Below are 19,306 nucleotides of genomic sequence, written 5' to 3'. Positions count from 1 at the left end.
GGTAGGAATCATGCTTTAAAAGCGAACACTATCGTTTCTCCAGAATCCCTCTGCCCCTCCGCTCTTCTCTCCTTTTCAGCCAAGCGCTGATTTGAAGTTTGATAAAAAAAAGCAAAAAAAAATGGCGCTGCACAGGTTGTCCTGGCATCGCCATTTTTTCGTATTTAACCGATAATATGATGCCGTCCCTTCGGTACGACCATCGGAGAGTCCGACAGCGGGTCTTTGATCACGGTGCAATCCAGTCCGAAAATATCTTTGACCAGCGTACTTGTAATCACCTTAGACGGCTCTCCCTGGGCAACAAGCTTTCCTTTATGAAGCGCGAAAATATGGTCCGCGTAACGCGCAGACAAGTTAATATCATGCAAAACCATAACGATCGTCGTACCGTGCTTGCGGTTAAGATCGGTGAGCATATCCAATATTTCGACTTGATAAGTGATATCCAAGAAGGTCGTCGGCTCATCGAGAAATAAAATATCGGTTTGCTGCGCCAATGCCATGGCAATCCAAACGCGCTGTCTTTGCCCTCCCGAGAGCTCGTCAATCGGATGGTTCGCGAACTCGGTAATATCCATAATGCTCATCGCTTCCGCGACGGCCTCATAGTCTCTGTTCGTCCAACCCCCAAGCAAGGACTGGTGCGGAAATCGTCCGCGTCCAACCAGATCGGCTACAGAAATGCCTTCAGGCACAATGGGAGATTGCGGCAGCAGCCCTACGACTCGAGCCAACTGCTTGGACGGCATTTTGCCGATTGGCTTGCCGTCTATCGTAATTTTCCCGGATATCGGCTTGATCAGTCTCGCCAATGTTTTAAGAAGCGTCGATTTTCCGCAGCCGTTGGCGCCTATAATTACGCTAATTTTATGACTTGGAATAATGAGATCTATGCCTTCGATTATCGTTTTTTGATCATAGCCGGCTACAAGCTGCTCAGCCTGAAACAAATGTGTTGATTTCATTTATAACTCTCCCTTTCGGTTCATTCGGACGAGCAGGAGGATCAAATACGGCGCTCCGAGCAATCCTGTTATGATGCCTACAGGGAACCTGACCTCGAAAGCGAACTGTCCGATTAAATCCGCCGCCAAAACCAAATTAGCGCCAACGAGACCAGCCGGAATAATGTTGGAGAAGCCGGTTCCGACTAATCTTTTTGCAATCGGTCCCGAAAGGAAGGAGACAAAAGCGATCGGACCTGTCGTAGCGGTAGCAAGCGCAATCATGAAGACGGAGCTAACAATGAGCGTAACTCTCGTCTTGTCTGTGCTGACTCCAAGAGAAGAAGCGGATTGTTCTCCCAGCTCCAGCATGTTCAGATGCTTGCCCAGAACGATAACAATCGGCGTAAAAATAATGACCGACCAAATAAGAGGCGGAAGCTCATGCATTTGAGAGCCGTTGAGGCTGCCGCCGAGCCATCTGAGCGCTGCGGGAATATCCTGCTGCGCGCTAATGAGTAAGAGATAAGAAATAACCGCGTCAAGCATCGCCTGAATCGCTATTCCGACCAATATCAATCGACCGATGGAAAAGGTCTTTCCCCTGGATAATAGATACATCACAATAACGGTAGCAAGGCCTGCAAGCACCGAAGCGATCGAAACGACAGCCCCATTCGAATGAAGAACGGTGATGCAATAAACAGCCGCTGCACTTGAGCCGGAAGTAATGCCGATGACATTCGGGTTTGCAAGCGGATTACGCAGCATGGTCTGAAAGATGTAGCCGGCAACTCCGAAAGCGAAACCAGCGAATAGACCGGCCAGCATTCTCGGCAAGCGTATCGTTTGAACGGCAAACGATACGCCTTTAATCTGCTCTCCCGAGAGCGCTCGGATAACGTCCTGAACAGGATAAACGGTGTTTCCCAACATAAGCATAGCGCAGCAAAGTATGCATGCAAGCGCCGCGAGTGAGAGAGTTACGAGCATCCAGCGGCGGCGTCTTTGACGCCTTCCTGCCGCAATAACAGCAATCGATTGATTTATCATAATGAACGCACTTTCGATCTCATAGTGACTATGATTAGTATCGGAGCCCCAATAAATGCGGTAACGACGCCGACCTCAAGCTCACCCGGACTACCCAGCAGCCTTCCGCAAACATCTGCCAAAGTTAAAATAACGGCTCCGGCCAATGCGGACATCGGGATTACATACCGCAAGTCAGCTCCAAGAATAAGGCGTATGACATGCGTCGCCAACAGTCCGATAAAGCCGATAGGACCGGCCAGCGCTGTAGCTGCGCCGCACAGCACAACCCCCGCAAGAGCGGCAATAAACCGCAGTACGCCTGTTCGAACGCCCAGCCCGGTTGCAGCCTCGTCACCTAACGCGAGCGCATTTAACGCCGGGGCGGTCAAGAGAGCGGCTAACAGGCCAAACGCCAGAAATGGAGCAAACGTCCCAATCGCACTCCAAGAGCCGGAACCGACGCTCCCCACCTGCCAGAAACGGAATTGATCCATAACATGGGAGCGAGGAATGAGAACGGCAGTGACTACAGAGGACAGAGCCGCGCTAGTAGCAGCTCCCGCCAAAACAAGCTTGATCGGCGTGGCGCCGCCTCGCCCGATCGAGCCAATTCCGAATACGAAAATCGCCGTAATGGCAGCTCCAGCTAATGCAAGCCAGATATACTGATTTGCCGTGCTGATGTTCAGGAACGCCATTCCGCAAACGACAAACAAAGACGCACCCGTGTTAACTCCAAGGATGCTCGGATCTGCGATCGGGTTGCGAGTGACAGACTGCATCAATGCTCCAGAAACCCCAAGTGCCGCGCCGCAAAACAAACTGAATACCGTTCGAGAAATTCTTTTGCGAACGACGTTTGCGCCGTAGGAGTCTATGTCGGAATGGAATAAGCCGTTAATTAGCTCATTAAAACTCACCAGCCGGGAGCCTAGCACGAGAGACGCAATAATGCATACGCCAAGCAGAACGATACAAATCGTAAGAACGATTGGAAAGTTGCTCGGCATATGCAAGCTTTGCGCTTTATTTTTTTGAAGTGAAGATTTAACCATTGTTTTTGTCGAGCGCTTCACCAATTAATTTCAAGTAATCGTCAATGGTATAAGCGATCGAAAGCGGATTTGGAGTTCCTGCAGCTACCAGCGGCGTATCGCTGTCGATAAATGCAACCGACCCTCTTTGAATCGCTGGAATTTTACCAAGCAAGGAATCAGCTTTAATCGCTTGATATAGCTCTTCATTGCCGTATCCGATCAAGAGATCCGCATCGTATAGAGCCTCGACGTTTTCAGCGCTTAATTTCAAAGAGTAGCTGGAAGGGTCTGTAATTTGTTTCGTGATGCTTTCCGGATAAACCATGCCCAGTTCGTACAGGAAAGAGACGCGCGCATCTACAGGTGTATAAATATGTAATTGCGACATATCTTTAGCCGAGAAATTGACCCAAACGACTTTCTTTCCTTCTATTTGCGGGTATTGGGAAAGCTTTTCTTTCACCAAATCCTCGGTGTCTTTAATCAGCTGCTCGCCCTCCGCTTTCATGCCCATCCCTGTAGCGTTCAAAATAACTTGCTCCCGCCATGCCGTGGACCACGGAGACGTTGTATAAGGTACTACCGGTGCGATTTTGCTAAGAATATCGTAATCTTCCTTCGTGATCCCAGAGTAGGACGCTAGAATAACATCTGGGTTTGAATCGGAAATAGCTTCAAAATCGAGGCCGTCCGTATCTTGGAACACATTCGGATCTTTTACGCCAAGCTCGTCGAGCTTTTTAGCTGTCCAAGGCAAAAGGCCGCTGCCGTCCTGTACGCCGAAATTCGCTGCCGAGAATCCGACAGGCACAACGCCGAGTGCAAGCGCCACATCGTGGTTAGCCCATTGAACGGTAGCTACTCGTTCCGGCTTGCTTTCGATGACGGTTTCTCCGAAAGCATGCTTAATGACAATTGGATATTCGACAGTTGAAGGCTGGGAAGCAGGCGCCTCCGTTGCTGGCGTTTGCGTATTCTCAGGAGCGTTTCCGTTTGGAGCGGATGTTGAACTGGAGCAACCAACAAGCGCTAACATAAGCGCAACCGAAATAAGTAATGTTTGGATAGAAAGCTTGCTTTTAGTCATCTTGTGTGCAATCCCTTTCTTCTTATGAATGATGGCTGTAATCATTTATTAATGATTATCATTATCATCAATAATAATTCTCAATTATAAAAGTGTCAATGAAAATTGTCCCACACAATCAAATGGATTGGGATCATCCTCGGAAATAACAAGCAAAATCGGCTCAAAGCCGAAATCAGTGCTGGACTTCAATCGAGGGTAACGCTGCGGGGCAGAGGGTTCTTCCAATCGCCATTAAAGCCAGATTCCTTTATTTGATTGAAATTTGCAGTAGGAATCGGACTTTAAAGCGAGTTAGAACGAGGAAATTTAAAAAAGGTGGGAGGCGACCACTTTCGTTTCTCCAGAATCCCTCTGACCCTCCGCTCTTCTCTCTTTCCTCCTTCATATAGATCGTTCGGAGAGGACTCTCCTCCAAACATGTCGACAGGCGCTGGCTAGTATGTAGAGTCGATTTTACACATACATTTAGCCAAGTCTCCATCTGAGTGAATAATGTATACGATTTTTCATATATAATTTTCAAAAATTCTACCTGGGAGCAAATTATGTATGATTTTTCGCATATATTTATCCAAATATCCACCTTAGATCGAAATTATGTATGATTTTTCGCATATATTCAACCAAATCTCTACTTCAGAGCAAATTATATATGATTTTTAGCATATATACTATCGTTCAGAATCCCTCTGCTCCTCCGCTCTTCCGCCCCGCCCCTCCGCTCTTCTCTCTCTTTTCCGTCAAGCACTGTTAAAGCTTGAGCCAAAAAATCAACGAAAAAACAGGCGCTTCCTTTTTTAAAGGATTGCGCCTGCTTTGATTATCGTGAAAACCTCGTATTGTCCTCCAACTGCAGAAGGGTTCAGCAATTTGAAGGAATAATCATAAAAATCATATCTAATCGCTACATTTACACAAATTCGGCCAAATGTATCTTAAAAATCATAGATACCTGACTCCAGGCAGGCCTTGCACGTCACGCGCGGCCCCCTCGTCCAGAAGTACGGTCAATCGCGGATGCAGCTGAAGCAGTGAGCCCGGACACGAGGTTGTAATCGGTCCAAAGAGCGCCTCCTTCACAACAGCCGCCTTCCCTTCTCCGCGAGCGATGAGCACGACATGCTTCGCCTTCATCATCCAGCCTACACCCATCGTCACCGCTTGACTCGGAACGTCCTCCAGATGATCGAAATAACGCGAATTGGCATCCCTCGTCTCTTCGGTCAAAGCAACGACATGCGTACCAGCATGCAAATGCGGTCCTGGCTCGTTAAAACCGATATGGCCGTTGTGGCCGATGCCCAGCAGCTGCAAATCGAGCTGCCCAGCCTGCTCCAGCAACCGGTCGTAAGCCTTGCTTTCCGCTTCGAGGTCGGCCGCCAAGCCGTTCGGAATGTATGCCCTATCCAGCGGCAAATCGATCTCGTTCAGCAAATGCTTAGCCATGTAGGCAGCATAGCTTTGCTCATGCTCCGGCGGCAAGCCTGCGTATTCGTCCAAATTGAACGCGCTCGCCTGCCGGAAGCTGACCTCTCCCCGCTTGAAACGCTCGACCAGTGCCTCATAGACGCCAATCGGCGTATCGCCGGTCGCCAGTCCGAGTACAGCATCCGGCTTTTCTCGCAGCAGTTCAGCAATAAGTTCAGCCGCTCTTGCCGATACTTCCTTGTTGCTAGAAAAAACGCTAATGTTCATCGTACCGCTCTCCTGACTCTAATTTATACCCGCGAACTAAAAGGCGGTTTGAACGAAAACGCTTCTGCCGGGTTATGGATCATCATGCGATCAATTTGCTCGGCCGTTACGCCGTACTGCTTCAGCAGCGGCAAAAACTGCTGCGACAAATAATCGAGTCCGATAGAGCCGCCGTAATGCTTCATCCGCTGGCGGGTCGTATCCAGCCCGAGAAGCAGTTGATTTCCAAGACCCCAATCCATCATCTGGCGAATTAATTCCGCTTCCCCTTCATCCGAATGATATTTGAAGCGGCCGATCGTATCGTATTCTAAATAAATGCCCAGTTCAGCCAGCTTGCGATGGTTTTGAGGCTTGTCCAGACTGCGCTCCAGGTGGCAAATAATGATTTGCTCGGCCAATATCCCGCGAGACATATACATGTCGACCAGCTCATCGGCTTGCTCATACGACTCGATATGACACATAATCGGTGCCCCAGTCCGTCTAGCCGCAGCTGCAGCCGCGTTAAACCAGCGCTTGTCCGGATCATTCATCCGGTCCTCGTCCATCGCCGTTTTAATAATGCCCGCTTTCGCCCCGATATGCGCGCTTGGCTCGCCTTTATCCGTTCCTGTATACATCCCTTGGGTCAGTTCATGCACAAAAATTTGCTCTAGCCGCTCCTCGTCGAACCGGTGAATCCAATGATCCTCGCGGTAAAAGCTTAATTTATGAAAGCCGGTCGAAGCAACGACATGAACGTCGGACTCCGACGAGACCTTCAGCAGCCACTCCTCCATTCTTCCACTGCCCAGCGGCTGCGCGTCGACAACCGCGCGTCCTCCGCAGTCGTGCAGCATCCGCAGCTCCGCAAGCGTTTTATCGTATTCATCCATATGAAGCGCCGGATTAAGCGTCGACGGGTGTCCTTCCGCCAGAAACAAATGCTCATGGCTGTGGCAAAAACCGAATTGCGTCTTGTCGATTGGGCCGCGAACCGTTTGAATCGTCATCATGAGTATCCCCTTTGCCAGTTGTTGTTGAAATCATATCGAAATATCGAATCAAAAATATATGAATGCATACGCCTCTAACCATAATAAGCTTCTCTTATCGCCTTACCTGGCGAAACTACGAAAATGCGCTGTCTGTCCGGAAAATCGCAAACGGCATAGCGACCGCAATCGGATCGCCTATGCGCGATGCCTACTAGCCTACTAGCCTACTAGCCCTTCACCGCCCCGGCCGTCAGACTGTTCGTAATTTGCTCGGTAAACAATATATACAACAGCACAGCCGGCAGCGCAATAATCGTCATAACTGCAAATTGAGCTCCATAGTTGGATGCATATTGCCCGGTAAATTGAATAAGCGAGAAGGGCAGCGTTTTGAACACGTCGCTGCGGATGTACGTAACGGCCATAATGAACTCGTTCCAGGTGCTCATGAAGGTCAGCACCGCAACGGACGCGATTACCGGCTTCGAAATTGGAAAAATAATACGAAACACGATGCCCGTCAAGCCAAGTCCGTCCATGACGGCTGCTTCCTCGATAGCCCGCGGCGTCGACTCCAGAAAGCCGATGATTACGAACACGCTGATCGGAATGGCAAATGCGATATTCGGCAAAATAAGCACCAAATACGAATCGATAATCCGCATATTCGTGAAAATAAAAAAGTTTGGCAGCAGTGTCGAGTAGATTGGCACAATCATGCAAATCATGACCAGTCCCATTAGCAGCTTGTTCCACTTCCACGGGACACGGGCGATCACATAGCCTAGCATCATTGAGACCGCTATGGTAACGGCAATTACAATGGCCGTCACCAGGATACTGTTCAGTAAGTAGGCCGGAACGTGTCCGAAGCGGAAAGCGTCGGCGTAGTTTTTCCACTGAAACGGCTCCGGCCATTTCAGCAAATAACTGCCGTAAAAATCTCCGCTTTTCAAGAACGAGAAATTCAACAGCCATGCCAACGGGAAAATCTGCACCGCCGCCACAATCGCCAGTCCGGCGTAAAGCAATCCCCTCGCAAAGCCTATGGACGTTCGTCTCAAAGCGGTCATGCGACTTCACCCGCCCCTCTTTTCAACAAACGATTCATCAAGATCGTGAGCGCGAGGCAGCAAGCGACGAAAAGCACGGAGATCGCGCTGCCGTAACCAAACAATCCTTCTCGAAACGCCTTCGAATAGAGATAGGTGGACAGAAACTGCGTGCTGTTGGCCGGACCGCCGCCCGTCATCAGAAAGACGGTCTCCATCTGCTTAAAGCCGGCAACGATCGCCAGCACGACGTTGACGCGAATAATCGGCGTCAGCAGAGGCAGCGCAATACACATGTTGTATTGCCGCTCGGTTGCCCCGTCGACCACTGCCGCCTCCCTCATCTCGGCGGGAATGCCCTTTACCCCGGCGTAATACAGCAGATAGGCGTAGCCAAAGCCTTGCCACATCGCTACAAAAATAATGGACAGGATGGCGATGGACGGATCGCCCAGCCAATCCCGCTTCCACTCAGGCAGCCCTGCGACGTCCAGCAGCCGGTTCACCATACCGAACTGAACAGATAAAATGCTCACCCACATTTGCGAAGTCACGAACGTCGAAATCATCGATGGGATAAAGATAACTACGCGCAGTATCCGCTCGAACTTGCCGGTATAAGGCGTCAGAATGGCCATCAGTATTGCAAGCGGATGCTGCAGCAGTATAAAAGCGAGACCAAGCCACACGGAATTGCGCAACGAGCTCCAAAACACGCCGTCGGCGAAAAGCAGCTCCTTATAATGGCTTAATCCGATAAACCGGTAATCGACGCCGTCGAAATCGGTGAGACTGAGAAAAAAAGCTGCCGCGATCGGAAGCAGTACAACACCGGCAATGAGCAGCAAGCCGGGAGTGACTAAAAAAGCGAGGTTCCGTTTGTCGATCCAAAGCTTGTTCATAACCGTCAATCTCGCTCCTTAAAAGAATGGAGCAAAACTTACGCCTCCGTTTTACTCCGGCTATTTATCGGTTTAAGAATGCAATTCTTTATACGATTTCGCCGCAATGGCGTCGATCGATTGGGCGAAATGCTCTGGCGTTACTTTCAAGGCAAGCAGTTCCGTGATCGCGTCCAAATAGCTCTTCGAGGTGGACGCAGAGAAGCGATCCTGCGAGTTCGCGCCGCTAATGTTGTCGGCGTTTTTCAAAATCGCCGTCAAATCCTGCTGCAGCTGCGCCTCCTCCCCCGTTACAAATTCGTCGTACGCTTGCGCGGGGAATGTAATGCCATTCTCCCAAACCGTCTTCGCCCAATTTTCTTTCTTGAACAGCCAGATGGCGAAATCCTTGGCCTCCTTGGCATGTTTAGACTTGCTCGCGACGCTGTATCCGCCGCCGAACCATGCTAGCAAATCAGATGCCGGGCTTTTGCCGTCGTCGGAAGCCGGATAGGGCACCGCTGCCATGTTATCGCGCACTTCCTGCGGGAAATTGGCGTCCTTCGCCATGCCCATCTCCCATTGTCCCATCAGGTACATGGCTGCCTTCCCTTGGCCGAACAGGTTGCGCGCTGCGCCGTAGTCAAGATTCAGAAACCCTTCGCCGAACAAGCCCGCCTTGACCATCTCCTGCAGCTTTTGCGCGGAGGCGACGACGTTCGGGTCGTTGAAGCTGCCCGTCCGATCGACCGCTTTATGATACGTTTCGAAACCGCCGGTTTGGCGAGAAACGACAGCGTCGAACAGCAAGCCGAGCGGCCAAGCGTCTCTCCCGTCCAAGGCCATCGGCACGATGCCTGTGCCGTTCAGCTTCTCGGCGATACGGAATAGGTCGGACTCCGTTTTCGGAGGGGCAAGCCCGTTATCGGCCAAAATCTTCTTGTTCACGTATAACACAAGAAAGTCGGTGTTTTTCGGAATGCCGTACAACTTCCCGTTCATCGTAAAAGAATCAAAAGCGGCGTCGATAAAGCCTTGTCCGGCAAAATCTTCCCTCGAAAATTCAACCAGCGAATCATTCTTTACGTATGGCGACAAATAACGGGCACCGCCCCACATCATCGTCACGTCGGGCAGCGTGTTCGACACGTTGTATATTTTTAGCTTGTCTTGGAATTGAGGATCGGGCGAGAGCGTCTCTGATTTGATCCTGATATTCGGATTCTCGCTCATATATTGTTCGATCAACAGCTGCTCGGCTTTCCCTTGGCCGCCTGTGCGATCCGGATTGTTGCTGAAAAAGGTAATTTCAATCGGCTCGCCTGCTCCGCTGCCGTCATCAGCATTTCCCGGCCCAGCTTCCCTGCCTGCATTCGGGCCTCCGCTTCCGCAAGCCGCCGTCAACAGCATGACGACTAAAAGCGCCGAGATGGCGCCAATTGTTTTTTTCACTGAAAACCTCCTCTATGGGTGCGAGAACATTGCTGTCTTTTTATTATAAAATAGCCGGTGTGCCGCCAGCCCCCCGCAATTCTTCGGTTACGCTGTATGTTTATTAGGAGCCGTACTGCTTTTTGAATTGGGATGGAAGCATCCCCGCCCATTTTTTGAAAAACCGGACGAAATGAGCTTCGTCGTAGTACCCGACCTCGCGCGCGACCGTATACACTTTGCCGTTGTCCTGCATCAGCAGTTGCTTGGCCTTCTCAATGCGATATTGGTGCAAATAATCCAAAAAGTTAATGCCCATCTCTTGGCGGAACAGCGTAGACAGATGGGACTGCGAAATAAAGACATCCTCCGAAATAGATTTCAGCGTCAAATTGGTCATATACTTTTGCTCGATCAGATCAAGCACATATTGAATCGTTTTGTGCGGCTGCTTTTTCATATTCGTATGCCGGAACTCGACGAACTTCTGAATGACGACGGTGAGCAGCGTCGATAGCTCCTCAAATGTTTCCTGCGCTCCGATTTGCTCCGCGTACTGCTCCAACTGCTCCGCCGCTTCTTTCGAGGCCTCCCCGTCAAGCACCTGAATCTCTCGGATTAGTGAATCGATAAACGAATACGAATGCAGACGGATACGCTGGATTGACAAATCCCGCTCTTTAAAAGCCTGCAGCCACTTTTCCACCTCGTTGATGAAATTCGAATAATTGCTGGCGGCTAGCGATTCGCGAATACGTTGTTCGAGATCGGCAAAGTCCTCCTGGAACTTAGGATTTAGACTGTCAGCGACCTCGGCGACGTTCGTCTCGCCCGTCATGAACAGCCCTTCCGAACCGTGAAAAAACCGTCTGGACAACGCTTCCTCCGCTTCTCGGTACGATAAATGCACATCGCTTAAGCTCTGCTCCCCTCCAACACCGATGCTTACGCTTACTTTGAGGAAAACTGACAGGTTGCTCTGAATAGGTTCGAGACTGCTGACTATTTCGCTGTGCGGCATGCCGTCCGGCACATTCGCGATAAGCACAAACTGATCGTCAAGCGTCAGCAGCTCGTGATGAGCGGCGAACCGGTCTCCGATGCTTTCCTCCATAATGTTGGCGGCTGCAAACCGGATGAGCGGCAAATCATCCTCCGTATAGGACAATGCGTTCAGTGCTTTCTTATCGAACCGGAAAACGATCGCGAGAACCGGCTTGTCTACGAGCTTAATGCCGTAATCCTCGATATCCTTCAAATAGTTCGGCAGCGGAAGCGGTTTCGGGGCGCGCAACCACTTCAACAGCCGTTCCTGCTTAATCATGCTGACGTTCGCATTCCACTTCTGTTCCAGCTTATCCGCCTGCTGATGGCGTACTCTCGTCTGGATCAGCTTATTTTTCGCCCGTCCGATCGCCTCGCGCACCTGCTTCGGATTGCACGGCTTTAAAATATAATCGAATACGCCAAGCTTAATGGCTTGCTGCGCATATTCAAATTCACTATGTCCGGTAAGCAGCACCGGGATGAACTCCCAGCCCCGCTTATTCGCCTCTTCTACCAGCTCTAAACCGGTCATTTGCGGCATACGAATGTCGGTCAGTAATATATCCGGCTGCTCCTGCTCCATTAGGGCAAGCGCCTGACGGCCATTGGCCGCTGTGCCCAATATGCAGATGCCTTCTGACTCCCAGTCGATCATCGTCAGTATGCCTTCGCGAAAGGCGTGCTCGTCCTCTACGATCAGCAGTTTATACATTTTCGTCACCTTCGCCCTTCTCCTTCTCCATCTCCTTCTCCAACTCTTTAAGCTGGCCCTCTGCTTTTTGGCGGTCGATTCGCAGCTTCACCGACGTGCCAAAGCCGACCCGGCTGTTAATATCGATGGTTACGCCGTCGCCGAAATAATTGTGCAGCCGCTCTCGTGTGTTATACAAAGCGAAGCCTCCGCTGCGTTCGGACGAATCCACGAGTGAGCGATTCCCTTGGCCTGTGGAGCGCAGCGTCTCCAGCTTGTCAGGCTGAATACCCACGCCATTATCCGTCACTTCCATCACAACCTCGGTTTCCGTCTCGTAGATCGATAGATGAATAAACCCTTCTCCTTCCATCTGCTCGATCCCATGAACGACAGCATTCTCGACTAGCGGCTGCAGCAGCAGCTTCGGCATAAGCACGCGCTTTAAATGCGGCTGTACGTCGATGGAGTACGTCAGCTTGTCGCCGAACCGGATTTTACTCAGGTACAAGTAGTTTTCGACGATTGCAAGCTCCTTCTCGATCGATATTATATCGGCCCCTTGGCTTAAATTAAAGCGGAAAAATACCGACAGCCGCTCGATCATATCAGCCGACTTGTCCGCTCCTTCGCGGTACGCCATCCACGTAATCGAATTGAGCGTATTGTAGAGAAAATGCGGATTAATTTGCGACTGCAGCATTTTCAGCTCCGCATCCTTTTGCGATAGTTCGGATTGGTAGACGTTCTGGATAAGCTCCTTGATTTTCGTCACCATTGTATTGTAGCCGCGTCCAAGCTGGCCGATTTCATCCCGCAGTTCGATATTGACGTATTGGCTGAAATCGCCGTCCTGCACCTCGCGCATCGACTTCAGCAGCCGTTTCAGCGGGTTTAAGAACAGCTTTGAAAACAGCCAGCTGAGTGGAATGTTAACAAGCAAGATCATAATCACGAATCCAACTGTCAGCCAGCGGATCTGATTCAGCTGTTGCAGCTCCTCGCTGCGCGGCTGGATCACAAGCACATGCCAGCCCGTCGCCGCCGAAGACGAATGCGAAATGAGCCACTCCTTGTCATGCGCGTTCCAGTCTACCTCGTCGAATGCCGTATGCTCGTAATAAGGCAGCTCCATAAAATCGCGACCGCTCCATTTGCCGTCCGAATCCGATAGGATCGTTCCGTACTCGTTAACAACGATAATTTGGACGTTATCACGCTTCTGACCAAACGACTTGCGGAAATCCTCCTCCGTCATGCCGATCAGCATCAGACCTTCTCTTTCCAACGTTTCGGGGTTAATTAATACTTTGCTGTAAAACACTTTTTTTCGCTGGTCACCGATGAAGAGCTTGAGCGGTCCCGTTTCCACTCCCCAAGCCCCGTTTACAACATCGGCTTCAGTTTGTTTGTAAATATCGTGATTTTTATAATCGCGGTAAGTAATAATCTCGTTATTGTTCAAACTATTGAAGGTAATAGGCGGATAATCGTCGGTGAAAATAAGCAGCGATTGAAAAAACTGTCTCGTGCTGAGCAGCCGGTTCACCATCGAATTGACGATTTGCGCGGAATTGTAGTTGGATTCCGGCGACAGCATGTCGTGCAGCTCCGAGGACAGCGACAAATAGCTGTAAATATCGTAAATGTCTTTGGCCAAATAATCGAGGTGCGAGATCGTCTGAGACGAAATATTATTCTGCCCCTGCGAGATTTTGTCGAGCACCTGATTGGAGGCGGTTGTATACGAGAAGTAGCCGATGCTGATCGCCGTCAGCACAATCAGGGGCATAAACCACATCTGAATTTTATAGCGGATCGGAAGCTCCAAATAGAGGTTTTTCAGTTTCGTCAGCATGAGAATTGTCTCGCTTTCTTACGCGACCGCAATAGTAGGATTTTATGTATAAGCTTACCCGAATCAAACTTTTTTTGAAAGCCGCAAAGCGGTAAGCTCAGGTCCCTGTTCCAGGTACCGAGCCTACCGCTTTGCAATGGAGTAGCTGTCTTATGTTTTTCGCACGTTTATTGAGAAGTAGAAGCGAGCAGCGCATTCACATCAGCTTTGGCAGGCAGCGACGGGATGGCGCCCATTTTCGTTGTCGCAATGGAGCCTGCGGCGTTCGCAAAGCGAAGCACTTCCGCAAGTGATTCGTCGAAAATCGGCTCTCCCGCTTTTTTCCGCTCCGCCAGATGATGCAGCACGGCTGCGACAAATGCGTCGCCGGCGCCGGTTGTCTCGACGACATTGGCTTTAAAACCGCCGACGTATCCGCTGTTTTTGCCATCCGTATAGTAGCATCCGTCCTTGCCCAGCGTTACGATGACGAATTTCGGTCCAAGATTCAAAATGTATTCGCCGCATTGCTCCACTGTATCGCAGCCGGTAATAAACTTGAATTCTTCCTCCGAAATTTTGGCGATGTCCGCATAGGCGAATGCGGCGTTTATTTCATTGCGCGCAAGCTCCGCATCCGGCCATAGATCGGTGCGCAAGTTCGGATCGTATGAAATGAGAAGTCCGTGCTTACGAGCGTAGGACAACGCAGTTAGCGTCGCTTCTTTGCTGGTTGGGCTGCCTAAGCTAATCGATCCATAATGGAAAATTTGCGCGCCGTGAAAATAATCTTCTACGATATCGGCCGGCTCCAGGCGCATGTCCGCGCCAGGGTGGCGGTAAAACATCGCTTCGCGCTCGCCGTCCGGACGCTGTCCGACGAAGCTTAGTGTCGTTCTCGCTTCTTTATCGTGGGCAAGATAAGAGGTATCTACCGTGAGTTCATCCAGCACACCCTTCAAATAGTAGCCGAATGGATCTTCTCCGACCTTGCCGATAAAACCAGACGTGCCACCCAGTCTTACGACGCCCGCCGCTACGTTTGCTGGCGCTCCTCCCGGCGCTTTCAAAAATCCGGGACTATCGATCAGCGAAACGTCTTTCGCCGTCGATACGAAATCGATCAATAATTCGCCCAAACAAATAACATCGAGATTTTTAGTGCTCATGCTGAAGCTCCCCTTTATCATGGCTTGAATTGCTCGTAATTAGCCGCCGCGCTTTCCATCAGCAGATAGAACGCTTGGCTCTCCGGCGCAGTACCCGGTCGGTCGAAGAATGGCGCTGCACAGGAGCCCTGCACAAGTCCATTCTCGTCAACCTTGGCGCGAGCGGCCTCCTTCATTCGATCCGCGGCTTCGATATAGTTGTCGTCGAACACGCCCAACATCGCTCCGCGGTATATCGCATAGCTCACCATTTGCGCCGCATTCGTCTCTACGAATGTAGACGGATCGTCCATTACGTCGTGGAATAAGCCGTCTTCTCGCAAATGCGCGAGGCAGCCGTCCACTGTTTCCTTTATATAGGCTGCAAGGCGCTCTTTTTCATTGGTCATTGTTTGTGGAAGCGCCGCCAGCACGCGAATCATGCCCGCTGCCGCCCAGCCATTGCCTACGCCCCAGTGAGCCTGCCGAATATAACACTCCGTTTCGTCATCCCAAATGTGACCGTACAGTCTTGCGGAGGAATCCCACAATAACTTGCGATAGCCTTCAACTTGCTTGACCGCTTCCTCGAAGTGGCCGGCAACGGCCAGAAAGGGCGGCGCCATGTAGATCGAGTCGACCCACACTTGCGGCTTGTCGACGACATGCCGCAGAACGCCCTCTTTCGTTCTTGGCGCATGCTGCAGCAGCCATGCCAGCATCCGGTCGGACGCTTCTGCCAACGACTGTTCACCGGTTGCTTCCGCCGCCCGGAGAACGGCCTCGCCATTAGCTGCAGCATCGGTGACCGAATAGCCGTCGTTCATTACGCCGAGCTTGCCATAGGCATCCTGCCGATTGACCGCATCACGGGCCAGCCCTAACGCCAGCGCCTGCTCGCCTGACTCCAGCATCGCCTGCGCGGCGACGCCTTGCTCCCAGGAGTATCTTTGCATGGCGAGGAGCGCCAGCTTAACTCGCTCCAGCCTCCGGACATGCGCTTCATGCAATTCCTTTGCTTCCGCATTCGCTGTCATGATGAGCGTCCCTCCCGACTTCTGTTTATGAATATTATTGAGCCGCTTCCGTTCGGTCCGCACACCAGCGCAGCGCTTCTCCCAGCAGCCTTAGCAGCTCAGGATTGGCGAGTCCTTCCTGACGGTGAGCCGGAGCAAAAGCGTTAACTCTTCCTTTGCCGTACGTATGACGCCAAGCGGCGATCGACTTTCCGTCAACCGAGGAGGAACGCAAATACACTTCCGTCCGCGCTTCGTCGCAATGGACGAAATAATGTTCGTCTACTATCTCGAATACCGTTGAATCTCTTTCGCCTTCATATAGAACGCTTTCATGCTGGTCCGGGTGAGAGACGAAGCCTCCCCGAAGCATGCCGACGTATGCCCCTTCTCTTGGATAGGAGGCCAAACCGGAATGCCAAGCGAGCCAACCGCCGCCCTCCTTGACGTAAGATTCGATTCCCCGTTCAATCGTATCGTTCATCCACATCGCGTCCCGCACTCCGACAGGATCGATTCGGTTTTCTTTAAACAGCACAACCGCATCCGGGCGATCTGACAGCGCTTGCAATAAATCCGCAGCGTCAATGAAACGGATAGAAACTGCGTCTTCTCCTCCGAAGCTTGAATGCGCAGCCGTCAACAGCGCTTTGCGGATGGGTTCTTCGCGATGATAGTAATCTCCGATAATAGCGACAATACTCGTCATGGTGAGTCGTCTCTCCTTTGCCCGCTTTCGGTTATAAGTTCCCGCTTCGCCTTGCCTATTTATCGTTATGTATTCAGCATAAAGCGAATGCCATTCGGACAGCACCCTATATCATTCGAAAATACTGTATGTTTCTACGATCATTTAAGTTAAGCGGCATAGATCGCCGCCGGTTCGTCTAGGGGCTGCTGCTGATCGTGGGTGCGCAGTTGCTCGTAACGGTCTCAGTTGTCTCCGAACAACACCTCTCGCATGCCGTCGTTTGTGGTTTGTCGTGTGCATTTGTGGCTGCTAGCGAGCGGTCGCTATCGTTCGTGGCTGTTAGCGCGCGGTGGCAGCGCTTAGTGATTGTTAGCGACCGCTGTCGTGGACTCGCCCAGCTACTCCCAGTTGCTCGCAGACTTTCATGGACGTTCCCCGGCAATAACTGCATTTTTGCAGTTATTTCTTCGACTCGCAGCCTGTTTTTAAGAAATAAATGCATTTTTGCATTTATTTCTCTCCCGGAACCCCATTTTTCTCTTACTCCCAGACAAATAACTGCCATTTGGCAGTTATTCGCTCAACCAAAGCCATTGCGGGGAAAATAACTGCTTTTCTGCAGTTATTCCTGACGCTCCTCGTGCCAAAAGTAGAATAAAACACGCAAACTGGAGCTAGCGTAACTTCGAGTTTGTTTATCAACAATTACAGCCCTCAGCGCGCGGTGTTTCGCTGCATGACGGCGGTCAGTCGGCCTCATGTTATTACGCCCCATAGCATTCGCATCTCACACAATTTGCAGGTGACACAAACTTTCTCACGCTATGCGAACATTGGGCGGTAACCGATTACTTCTCCTATCTCGCCTACTCAAGAGGAAACACTAGCAGCCCCACTCTACGCTAACCTTTGGAAGTACGCCTAGTTACAGATATCACAAACTTTTCTCACGCTATGCCAACGTTTGATGGTAACCCGTTTACGTCTCCTATCTCGCCTACACTAGAGGAATTACTATCGGCCTCACTCTACACCAACATTTGGTAGTACGCCTAGTTACAGATATCACACTTTTCTCGCGCTATGCGAATGTTTGTCGGTGCGGTCAGTAACTTCTCCTATCTCGCCTACTGTAGAGGAAACTCTAACGGCCTCACTCTACGCCAAAGTTTGGTAGTACACTTAGTTACTTTTCTGTTTAGCCTACTTTCCGCATACGCGACTGTTATCACGCTACGCCAACGTTTGCTGATGTGCACGGTTACTTCTCACTCTCCCCTACTTCCCGCAAACGCTAGCTGTTGCTCACTCTACGCTGACGTTAGATGATGACCTAGTCATTTCTCACGCTCCAACTTACCCCACAACCAATCATCTCCCTAGCATTGATCATCCAGACAATTAAGCAAAAAAGAGGCCGTACCTTAGGTCGGTTTAGGACCTTTCGGCACAGCCTCTTCTCTCGATTAAGCAATATTTATTCACCCGGCGATCTCCTCGCCCAGCTTGTTCCTATTCCTTAAGAACCGACCGGCAAGCGGAATAAATGCAGTGCTGACAAAAATAATTCTCCTTAGCTTGCCGATCCAGTGAATTTAACGTCGATGACAACGATTTCCGCACGCGAACCGATGCGAATCGGCGGTCCCCAGAAGCCGTAGCCCGACGAGACGATAGAATGCATTTGCTCCTTGCGCAAATAGCCCCAGTCATTTTCGAACAGCCGCTGCGTAACAAGGTTGCCAGGAGCGATTTGGCCACGATGGGTATGGCCGGATACGATCAAATCAATGCCCTGCTGCTGTGCAATGTCGAAAGCGACAGGCTGATGCTCTAGCAGGAACAACGCTCCGCTATGATCGGCCCCTTCCGTAAGCGACGATAGCTCCGCACGACTCTGGTCGCTGAAATCTTTGCGCCCAATTAAGGTCAGCCAATCGCCGATCGTCTCATTTTCGTCATAAAGCACCTTCATTCCGCTTTCCTCGAGAAGAGAGATCAACTCACTCATCTCGCCTCTGAACCGGTCGTGGTTGCCGAGCGATGCGTAAACCCCGTAAGGCGCTTCAATCTTCGAGAGCGTTTGCCCGATTCCTTTTTCCTTATAAGGCTCAATGTCATCGTCGATAATATCACCGGGAAACAGGACGATGTCCGGCTTCAGTTTATTAATCTCTTCCACCATCCGCTCGGCATGGCGCTTGCCGGACAAGTACCCGAAATGCATATCCGAGGCCATTACAACCTTCAGCTGGCCACTCTCAGGTCCCCGCTTGTCCACTTCAATTTCATAGGAATTAACATACGGTGTATAAGCATTGAACGTGCCCCAGCTCAGCAAGCCGACAAATACAATAAGTGTAACGACTCCCGCCCACTTCTGAACCTGATGGCGCGGGAGCGACGTAAGCCGGGTTAGCCAAACGATGAGATGAACAACGGGCAGCAGCATCACAAGCAAGCAAAATGCCGCCAGCCAATAATTGCCGATAACGCTCAAAACGACGGAACCCGCAAACACTCTCGCCAATATGAAAGAAACGGCCAAGAAAATAATAGCGACACTATACAGCAGACGAAACCGCCGATTAACCTTCGGCTTCATCCACGACCAGCCACTCCAGCCGATATAAAAGACGATTAATCCATAAAGCAGCAAAAATAATATTCCTACAGCAATGAACATGAAGTCCTCCCTTTCGCAAGCATACTATCTCTAGTATACCAT

15 protein-coding genes are annotated in these 19,306 nt (G+C 50.8%); all 15 read right to left on the bottom strand.

Features of this window, described 5'->3' with window-relative positions:
* Positions 1–164: 164 nt before the first annotated feature.
* The 15 genes from ACFVTB_RS10490 to ACFVTB_RS10420 all read right to left on the bottom strand — a co-directional run bounded on the left by ACFVTB_RS10490 (position 165) and on the right by ACFVTB_RS10420 (position 19,264).
* Positions 165–968 (bottom strand): ABC transporter ATP-binding protein, encoded by an 804-nt coding sequence (locus ACFVTB_RS10490; protein ID WP_387748205.1) that lies wholly within the window; start codon positions 966–968, stop codon positions 165–167.
* Positions 969–2,000, bottom strand: coding sequence for a FecCD family ABC transporter permease (locus ACFVTB_RS10485; protein WP_387748203.1), 1,032 nt, complete (start codon positions 1,998–2,000; stop codon positions 969–971).
* Positions 1,997–2,992: a FecCD family ABC transporter permease gene (locus ACFVTB_RS10480; RefSeq protein WP_387748201.1), complete on the bottom strand. Its 996-nt coding sequence runs from the start codon at positions 2,990–2,992 to the stop codon at positions 1,997–1,999. Before ACFVTB_RS10480 ends, ACFVTB_RS10485 begins: the two co-directional genes overlap by 4 nt.
* Before the next feature lie 37 nt (positions 2,993–3,029).
* Entirely contained in the window at positions 3,030–4,106 is a 1,077-nt protein-coding gene (locus ACFVTB_RS10475) for an iron-siderophore ABC transporter substrate-binding protein (protein WP_387748199.1), read from the bottom strand.
* A 945-nt stretch (positions 4,107–5,051) separates the two neighbouring features.
* Entirely contained in the window at positions 5,052–5,804 is a 753-nt protein-coding gene (gene nagB / locus ACFVTB_RS10470; RefSeq protein ID WP_387748197.1) for a glucosamine-6-phosphate deaminase, read from the bottom strand.
* A gap of 23 nt (positions 5,805–5,827) precedes the next feature.
* Positions 5,828–6,802: a phosphotriesterase family protein gene (locus ACFVTB_RS10465; protein ID WP_387748195.1), complete on the bottom strand. Its 975-nt coding sequence runs from the start codon at positions 6,800–6,802 to the stop codon at positions 5,828–5,830.
* 209 nt (positions 6,803–7,011) lie between these two features.
* Positions 7,012–7,857: a carbohydrate ABC transporter permease gene (locus ACFVTB_RS10460; RefSeq protein ID WP_387748193.1), complete on the bottom strand. Its 846-nt coding sequence runs from the start codon at positions 7,855–7,857 to the stop codon at positions 7,012–7,014.
* A complete protein-coding gene (locus ACFVTB_RS10455; protein ID WP_387748191.1) occupies positions 7,854–8,738 on the bottom strand; it encodes a carbohydrate ABC transporter permease in 885 nt (294 codons plus the stop codon). The genes ACFVTB_RS10460 and ACFVTB_RS10455 overlap by 4 nt, the downstream gene beginning before the upstream one ends.
* 72 nt (positions 8,739–8,810) lie before the next feature.
* Positions 8,811–10,169, bottom strand: coding sequence for an ABC transporter substrate-binding protein (locus ACFVTB_RS10450; RefSeq protein WP_387748189.1), 1,359 nt, complete (start codon positions 10,167–10,169; stop codon positions 8,811–8,813).
* A 103-nt stretch (positions 10,170–10,272) separates the two neighbouring features.
* The gene (locus tag ACFVTB_RS10445; protein WP_387748585.1) at positions 10,273–11,907 is read right to left on the bottom strand and encodes a response regulator transcription factor; all 1,635 of its coding nucleotides are present in this window, start codon (positions 11,905–11,907) and stop codon (positions 10,273–10,275) included.
* Positions 11,900–13,744: a cache domain-containing sensor histidine kinase gene (locus ACFVTB_RS10440; RefSeq protein ID WP_387748187.1), complete on the bottom strand. Its 1,845-nt coding sequence runs from the start codon at positions 13,742–13,744 to the stop codon at positions 11,900–11,902. The genes ACFVTB_RS10445 and ACFVTB_RS10440 overlap by 8 nt, the downstream gene beginning before the upstream one ends.
* Positions 13,745–13,911: 167 nt before the next feature.
* The gene (locus ACFVTB_RS10435; protein WP_387748185.1) at positions 13,912–14,892 is read right to left on the bottom strand and encodes a PfkB family carbohydrate kinase; all 981 of its coding nucleotides are present in this window, start codon (positions 14,890–14,892) and stop codon (positions 13,912–13,914) included.
* A gap of 17 nt (positions 14,893–14,909) precedes the next feature.
* On the bottom strand, positions 14,910–15,908 hold the full coding sequence (locus ACFVTB_RS10430; protein WP_387748183.1) for a glycoside hydrolase family 88 protein: 999 nt from the start codon (positions 15,906–15,908) through the stop codon (positions 14,910–14,912).
* A gap of 34 nt (positions 15,909–15,942) precedes the next feature.
* Entirely contained in the window at positions 15,943–16,596 is a 654-nt protein-coding gene (locus ACFVTB_RS10425) for a ThuA domain-containing protein (RefSeq protein WP_387748181.1), read from the bottom strand.
* A gap of 1,555 nt (positions 16,597–18,151) precedes the next feature.
* Positions 18,152–19,264: a metallophosphoesterase gene (locus tag ACFVTB_RS10420; protein ID WP_387748179.1), complete on the bottom strand. Its 1,113-nt coding sequence runs from the start codon at positions 19,262–19,264 to the stop codon at positions 18,152–18,154.
* Between the last annotated feature and the right edge of the window lie 42 nt (positions 19,265–19,306).

It is taken from the genome of Paenibacillus sp. NPDC058071, from assembly GCF_042885235.1.
Taxonomy (GTDB): domain Bacteria; phylum Bacillota; class Bacilli; order Paenibacillales; family Paenibacillaceae; genus Pristimantibacillus.
Note: the sequence above shows the minus strand (reverse complement) of the source record. Positions and strands in the feature narration are given on the sequence as shown.

Coding starts and splice junctions, on each gene's coding strand:
- ACFVTB_RS10440 (WP_387748187.1), bottom strand. CDS start 13,744: ATGCTGACGAAACTGAAAAACCTCTATTTGGAGCTTCCGATCCGCTAT.
- ACFVTB_RS10445 (WP_387748585.1), bottom strand. CDS start 11,907: ATGTATAAACTGCTGATCGTAGAGGACGAGCACGCCTTTCGCGAAGGC.
- ACFVTB_RS10485 (WP_387748203.1), bottom strand. CDS start 2,000: ATGATAAATCAATCGATTGCTGTTATTGCGGCAGGAAGGCGTCAAAGA.
- ACFVTB_RS10490 (WP_387748205.1), bottom strand. CDS start 968: ATGAAATCAACACATTTGTTTCAGGCTGAGCAGCTTGTAGCCGGCTAT.
- ACFVTB_RS10435 (WP_387748185.1), bottom strand. CDS start 14,892: ATGAGCACTAAAAATCTCGATGTTATTTGTTTGGGCGAATTATTGATC.
- ACFVTB_RS10420 (WP_387748179.1), bottom strand. CDS start 19,264: ATGTTCATTGCTGTAGGAATATTATTTTTGCTGCTTTATGGATTAATC.
- ACFVTB_RS10480 (WP_387748201.1), bottom strand. CDS start 2,992: ATGCCGAGCAACTTTCCAATCGTTCTTACGATTTGTATCGTTCTGCTT.
- ACFVTB_RS10465 (WP_387748195.1), bottom strand. CDS start 6,802: ATGATGACGATTCAAACGGTTCGCGGCCCAATCGACAAGACGCAATTC.
- ACFVTB_RS10430 (WP_387748183.1), bottom strand. CDS start 15,908: ATGACAGCGAATGCGGAAGCAAAGGAATTGCATGAAGCGCATGTCCGG.
- nagB (WP_387748197.1), bottom strand. CDS start 5,804: ATGAACATTAGCGTTTTTTCTAGCAACAAGGAAGTATCGGCAAGAGCG.
- ACFVTB_RS10460 (WP_387748193.1), bottom strand. CDS start 7,857: ATGACCGCTTTGAGACGAACGTCCATAGGCTTTGCGAGGGGATTGCTT.
- ACFVTB_RS10455 (WP_387748191.1), bottom strand. CDS start 8,738: ATGAACAAGCTTTGGATCGACAAACGGAACCTCGCTTTTTTAGTCACT.
- ACFVTB_RS10475 (WP_387748199.1), bottom strand. CDS start 4,106: ATGACTAAAAGCAAGCTTTCTATCCAAACATTACTTATTTCGGTTGCG.
- ACFVTB_RS10425 (WP_387748181.1), bottom strand. CDS start 16,596: ATGACGAGTATTGTCGCTATTATCGGAGATTACTATCATCGCGAAGAA.